Source organism: Luteimonas kalidii (assembly GCF_029887935.1).
Classification (GTDB): Bacteria; Pseudomonadota; Gammaproteobacteria; order Xanthomonadales; family Xanthomonadaceae; genus Luteimonas; species Luteimonas kalidii.
In genome coordinates this window covers 274,582-280,581 of record NZ_JARXRO010000020.1, presented here as the reverse complement: position 1 = coordinate 280,581, position 6,000 = coordinate 274,582, and the positions used below count along the sequence as shown (strand labels likewise).

At 70.9% G+C, this 6,000-nt stretch carries 5 protein-coding genes; 1 reads left to right on the top strand and 4 read right to left on the bottom strand.

Annotated elements, in window-relative coordinates; all coding sequences use genetic code 11:
- Positions 1 to 231 precede the first annotated feature (231 nt).
- Entirely contained in the window at positions 232 to 1,599 is a 1,368-nt protein-coding gene (gene glmU, locus QFW81_RS14705; protein ID WP_280579812.1) for a bifunctional UDP-N-acetylglucosamine diphosphorylase/glucosamine-1-phosphate N-acetyltransferase GlmU, read from the bottom strand.
- 422 nt (positions 1,600 to 2,021) lie between these two features.
- On the opposite strand from glmU, the gene QFW81_RS14700 reads away from it, so the two are divergent.
- Entirely contained in the window at positions 2,022 to 2,405 is a 384-nt protein-coding gene (locus QFW81_RS14700; RefSeq protein ID WP_280579810.1) for a GtrA family protein, read from the top strand.
- Positions 2,406 to 2,472: 67 nt separating this feature from the next.
- On the opposite strand, the gene QFW81_RS14695 is transcribed toward QFW81_RS14700, so the two are convergent.
- From QFW81_RS14695 to atpD, 3 genes are all read right to left on the bottom strand, one after another.
- Entirely contained in the window at positions 2,473 to 3,738 is a 1,266-nt protein-coding gene (locus tag QFW81_RS14695; RefSeq protein WP_280579809.1) for a DmpA family aminopeptidase, read from the bottom strand.
- A gap of 282 nt (positions 3,739 to 4,020) precedes the next feature.
- On the bottom strand, positions 4,021 to 4,443 hold the full coding sequence (locus tag QFW81_RS14690) for a F0F1 ATP synthase subunit epsilon (protein WP_280579808.1): 423 nt from the start codon (positions 4,441 to 4,443) through the stop codon (positions 4,021 to 4,023).
- A 117-nt stretch (positions 4,444 to 4,560) separates the two neighbouring features.
- Positions 4,561 to 5,970 (bottom strand): F0F1 ATP synthase subunit beta, encoded by a 1,410-nt coding sequence (atpD, locus tag QFW81_RS14685; RefSeq protein WP_280579807.1) that lies wholly within the window; start codon positions 5,968 to 5,970, stop codon positions 4,561 to 4,563.
- Positions 5,971 to 6,000: the final 30 nt, after the last annotated feature.

Sequence of the window (6,000 nt, the reverse complement as noted above, 5' to 3'; positions counted from 1 at the left end):
GGCGCGCGCCCGAGTCAGGGCAGGAGGCCCTGACCGAGGGAAAAGCGGCCCCCGGCCGGCAGGACGCGGCGTCTTCCCGAAGACCGGATCCACTTCAACGCGGACTGCACGTTCCTTGGCTTCCGCCAAAACCTCGGATGAAGCGATGAGCCGCCGGATCCACAGGGTGATTGCAGGCAGTCGCATGCGCCAGACGATTCGCAAGGGGCGTAGCGCCCGGTCGTGCGACGCCTACGCCTTCTTCTGCGGCCGCGTCCAGCCCTCGATCACCACCTGTCGCGCACGCGCCACGGTGAGCTGGCCGTCCGGCGCGTTGTGGCTGATCACCGAGCCCGCGCCGATCGTCGCCTGCGCGCCTACCGTCACCGGCGCCACCAGCGCGGTGTTCGAACCGATGAAGGCGCCGTCGCCGATCACGGTCCTGGACTTGTTCACCCCGTCGTAGTTGCAGGTGATGGTGCCGGCGCCCACGTTGACCTTCGCGCCGATCCGCGCGTCGCCCAGGTAGGTCAGGTGGTTGGCCTTGCTGCCGACGCCGAGCACCGCGTTCTTGGTCTCGACGAAGTTGCCCACGTGCACGCCGTCGGCCAGCACGGTGCCGGGGCGCAGGCGCGCGAACGGACCGATGGTGACCGCGCCTTCCGCGCGCGCGCCCTCGAGGTCGCAGTGCGCGCGCACCTCGGTGCCGGGACCCAGCACCACGTCCTTGAGGCGAGTAAACGGCCCGATGCGCACCCCGTCGCCGAGTTCCACCCGGCCTTCGAACACCACGTCGACGTCGATCTCCACGTCGCGCCCCACCACCACCTCGCCGCGGATGTCGATCCGCGCCGGATCCGCGACCCGCGCGCCCTGCAGGCACAGCGTCCGCACCGCGCGCTGCTGGAACGCGCGCTCGAGCTGGGCCAGCTGCCAGGGATCGTTGGCGCCCTCGGTCTCGCGCGCGTCGTCCACGCGCACGATCTCGGCCGCGGTGAAGTCGGCCGCGGCCATGCCGGCGACGTCGGTCAGGTAGTACTCGCCCTGGGCGTTGTCGTTGGACAGCCGCGAGAGCCAGTCCTTGAGCGCGGTGGCGTCGGCCACGATCACGCCGGTGTTCACCAGCCCCACCGCGCGCTGTTCGTCGCTCGCGTCCTTCTCCTCGACCACCGCGGCCACGTGCCCCTGCGCATCGCGCAGCACGCGTCCGTAGCCGGTGGGGTCGTCGAGCTCGGCGACCAGCAGCGCCAGCCGGCCTTCGGTCGCGAGCAGGCGGCGCAGCGTGTCGGCGGTGAACAGGGGCGCGTCGCCGTACATCACCAGCACGCGCGCATCGTCGGGCACGTCGGGCATGGCCTGCTGCACGGCGTGGCCGGTGCCGAGCTGGCGCGCCTGCTCGGCCCACTGCAGGTCGTCCTGGTCGGCGAAGGCCGCGCGGACCTGGTCGCCGCCATGGCCGTAGACGACATGGACGCCTGCCGGCTGCAGCGTGCGCGCGGTGGCGATCACGTGCGCGAGCATCGGCCGCCCCGCGACCTTCTGCAGCACCTTGGGCAGGGACGATTTCATGCGCTTGCCCTCGCCGGCGGCGAGGATGACGACGTGCAGTGGCGTGCTCATGGGGCTTCCAGCGGGACCAGAGCGCGATTCTAGGGCGGTGCGGGCGTGATGTCCGTCCCGTGGGGTGCGGGAGGGCCGCCGTCCCGCATCGCGCGCACCCCGAAGGCGGCCCGTGGCGGGGTCCGGGCGACGGTTGCCCGGGGACAAGCGAGCGGCCCTCCGGTTGCGGCCGTGGGCTTTCCCCGGGCGAAGCGCGACGGCGCGACGCGTAGCCCGGGTAAGCGAAGCGCACCCGGGAACGGGACGTGGCCGCGATGCATCCACTTCCCGCGCCACGCGAATGCCTCGGTCCTCCACGTCTCGCAAGCGCCCCGCAAGCCTTCCCCGTGCCGATACGGGAATGTTCTATTCACTCCGCTGCGGTTAGTCTTGCCGCCGATGAACGTGCCCGCCAACCCCAGCCCGCAACCGGAGTCGGGTCCATGAGCCTGCGCCGTCAGGGCGGCCACTACCTCGTGATCGGTGGCCTGCAGTACCTGGTCGACTGGGGCGTGACCGTGTGGCTCTCGCACCTGGGCATGCTGATCGAGCCGGCCAACATCACCGGCCGCGTGAGCGGCGCCCTGCTGGGCTACTGGCTCAACGGCAAGCTCACCTTCGCCGGGGACGACACCGCGGTCGGGCGTGTGCAGTTCCAGCGGTTCGCCCTGATGTGGCTGTGCACCACCGCCGTGAGCACCCTGGCGATGGGCGCGATCGACGACGTCCTCGGCCTGGGCTGGGCCTGGATGGCCAAGCCGGTGGTGGAAGTCGCACTCGGCGCGGTCGGGTTCGTGCTCTCGCGGCACTGGATCTACAAGCGCTGAGCGCAAGCGAACCGCCGCGCGGCGGCAGGTGTCCTCGTGTACGTCACCTTGGGTGCGACGCACCCGGTCAGCGCGCTCCGGCTGCCGGCATCGGCACCGGACGCAACCTCGGCACGACGCGCTCCAGCGGCAGCGCCTGCACGGTGCCGCGGTGTCCGGAGACGGCGTGGGCGCGGAACAGCGAATTCACCACCGCTTCCTCGGTCGCCTCGACCACGGCGTCGAACAGCGGCGTCATCGCGTCGTTGGGCAACACCTCGCGGGCCTGCGGGCCGGTGCTGCCGGTCGCGGCGCGCACCCTGGGCGCGGTCGCGAACGCGATCACGTAGTCGCCCGAGCCGTTGCTCATCGATCCGCCGGTGCGGCCGATGCCGAGCAGGGCGCGCGCACCCAGGCGTCGCAGCAGGCGCGCGTCGAGCGGCGCATCGGTGGCGATCACGATCATGACACTCCCGTCACCGGTCGGAGGCGACGCGGCCGGGGGCGGATCCGCGTCGGCGCGGACCGGCTGCACGTCGTCGAGCGCCACGCCGCCGATCGTCAGCCGGCCGCCGTAGTTGCTCTGGACCAGCACGCCCACCGTATAGCCCCCCCGGGCCGCGTCGATCCGCCGCGAACTGGTGCCGATGCCGCCCTTCCATCCGAACGCGACCGTTCCGGTGCCGGCACCGATCGCGCCTTCCTCGACGTTGTCGACGGACGCGGACTCCAGGGCCTGCACGACGTGCGCCGCCTGCAGGGGGCGCGCGCGGATGTCGTTGAGGTAGCCGTCGTTGGTCTCGCCCACCACCGGGTTGAGCGAGCGCACGTCGGCCATGCCCGGCCGCGCCAGCTGCCAGGACACCAGCGCGTCGGCCGCGCGCCACACCGCCAGCGTGCCGGTCAGCAGGATCGGGGTTTCGAGCTCGCCCAGTTCGTCGACCTGGGTGACGCCGACGAGCTTGCCGTAGCCGTTGCCGACCACGATCGCCGCGGGAACGCGCTCGCGGTACAGGTCGCCGCCGTGCGGCAGGATCGCGGTGACGCCGGTGCGGATGCCGGCGCCCTCCACCACGGTGGCGTGCCCCACCGCGACCCCGGGAACGTCGACGATCGCGTTGCGCGGCCCGGTCGGCAGCACGCCGATGACGACGCCGGCCTCGCGCGCCCGCGGCCGGTCGGCGGACTCGTGCCGCGGTGCGCTGGCCACAGCGGCCTCGGGACCGGCGTGACCCGCGCCCGGCATCCCCGCCTGCGTCGCTACGGCCTGCGACCCTCCGGGGATCCCCATTGCACCGAACACCAGTGCGGAGAACAGCCAGCCTTGGGGGCGTTTCGCCTCTTGATTCGCCATCGTGCGCTCCAGATCCGAAGGGTCCGGGGCCCATTGTGTCGCAGCTGGTCCCTCTGGCCCGCGTCGCGCATCCGTCGTCGTGGCGCGGCCCGGCCACCGATGCCCCGCCGTGCACCGGCCACGATGCGTTGGCGTGCGGGCGCGCGGAATCACGCTGCCGCGAGGCGCGATGCGCCCGGCCTGCGCGTCGCGGCCGCGCCCGGGAACTGCGGGAGCTACCTCCAGACGCACGAACGCCGGCGCGAGGCCGGCGTTGCGATGCCGCGACGCGGTGCGCGACGCTCAGTGCTTGAGGTTCTTGCGCAGGCGCTCGAGTGCCGACAGCTGGGCCATCACCTCGGCCATCTTCTGCTGCGCCTCGGCGATGTCCATCGCCTCGCCGCGGCCGGCCAGGACGCGCTCGGCCTCTTCCTTGGCTGCCTTCACCGCGGCCTCGTCGATGTCGTCGGCGCGGATCGCGGTATCGGCCAGGATCGTCACCACCTGCGGCTGCACCTCGAGGATGCCGCCGCCGATCGCGAAGTCGAGCACGCTGCCGTCGGGCTGGGTCACCACGACCTTGCCCGGCTTGAGCCGGGTGATCAGCGGCGCGTGGCGCGGCGCGATGCCGAGCTCGCCCATCTCGCCGGTGGCCACGACCAGGGTCGCTTCGCCCTGGAAGATCTCGGCCTCGGCACTGACGATGTCGCAGCGGATGGTACTCATAACGCTTCTCTTCCGTTTCACCCGCTCCCGGTCACGGGAGCGGGCAGGAGTTTGGGCGCGGGCGCGAAGCCCCTACCCTGGTCCTCCCCCGCACGCGGGGGAGGGAACACGACCGGATCAGGCCTTCTCGGAGAGCTTCTTCGCCTTCTCGACCGCCTCGTCGATGGTGCCGACCATGTAGAACGCCTGCTCGGGCAGGTGGTCGAACTCGCCGTCGACGATGCCCTTGAAGCCGCGGATGGTCTCCTTGAGCGAGACGTACTTGCCCGGCGAACCGGTGAACACCTCGGCGACGTGGAACGGCTGCGAGAAGAAGCGCTCGATCTTGCGCGCGCGGGCCACGGCCAGCTTGTCCTCTTCCGACAGCTCGTCCATGCCCAGGATCGCGATGATGTCCTTGAGCTCCTTGTACTTCTGCAGCGTCGCCTGCACCCGGCGCGCGGTGTCGTAGTGCTCGTGGCCGATCACGTTCGGATCGAGCTGGCGGCTGGTAGAGTCCAGCGGGTCGACCGCCGGGTAGATGCCCAGCGAGGCGATGTTGCGGCTCAGCACGACGGTCGCGTCGAGGTGGGCGAAGGTGGTCGCAGGCGAGGGGTCGGTCAGGTCGTCCGCGGGCACGTACACGGCCTGGATCGAGGTGATCGAACCGGTCTTGGTCGAGGTGATGCGCTCCTGCAGCACGCCCATCTCCTCGGCCAGCGTGGGCTGGTAGCCCACCGCCGACGGCATGCGGCCCAGCAGCGCCGACACTTCGGTACCGGCCAGCGTGTAGCGGTAGATGTTGTCGACGAACAGCAGCACGTCGCGGCCTTCGTCGCGGAAGTATTCGGCCATGGTCAGGCCGGTCAGCGCGACGCGCAGGCGGTTGCCCGGCGGCTCGTTCATCTGGCCGTAGACCATCGCCACCTTCGACTTCTCCGGCTCGGTCACGTTGACCACGCCCGATTCCTGCATCTCGTGGTAGAAGTCGTTGCCTTCGCGGGTGCGCTCGCCCACGCCCGCGAACACCGACAGGCCCGAGTGCTCGGTCGCGATGTTGTTGATCAGCTCCATCATGTTGACGGTCTTGCCCACGCCGGCGCCGCCGAACAGGCCGACCTTGCCGCCCTTGGCGAACGGGCACATCAGGTCGATCACCTTGATGCCGGTCTCGAGCAGCTCGGTGGTCGAGGACTGGTCCTCGTAGGACGGCGCGGCGCGGTGGATTTCCCACGACACGTCGGACTTCACCGGGCCGGCCTCGTCGATCGGGCGGCCCAGCACGTCCATGATCCGGCCCAGCGTGCCCAGGCCCACCGGGACCGAGATCGCGCGGCCGGTGTTGTCGGCCAGCAGGTTGCGCTTGAGGCCGTCGGTGGAACCGAGCGCGATCGTGCGCACGACGCCGTCGCCGAGCTGCTGCTGCACCTCGAGCGTGATCTCGGTGTTCTGCACCTTCAGCGCGTCGTACACCTTCGGCACTTCGCTGCGCGGGAACTCCACGTCGACGACCGCGCCGATGATCTGAACGATCTTGCCCTGACTCATTGCTGCATTCCTCTAAGTGAATTCTGTGGT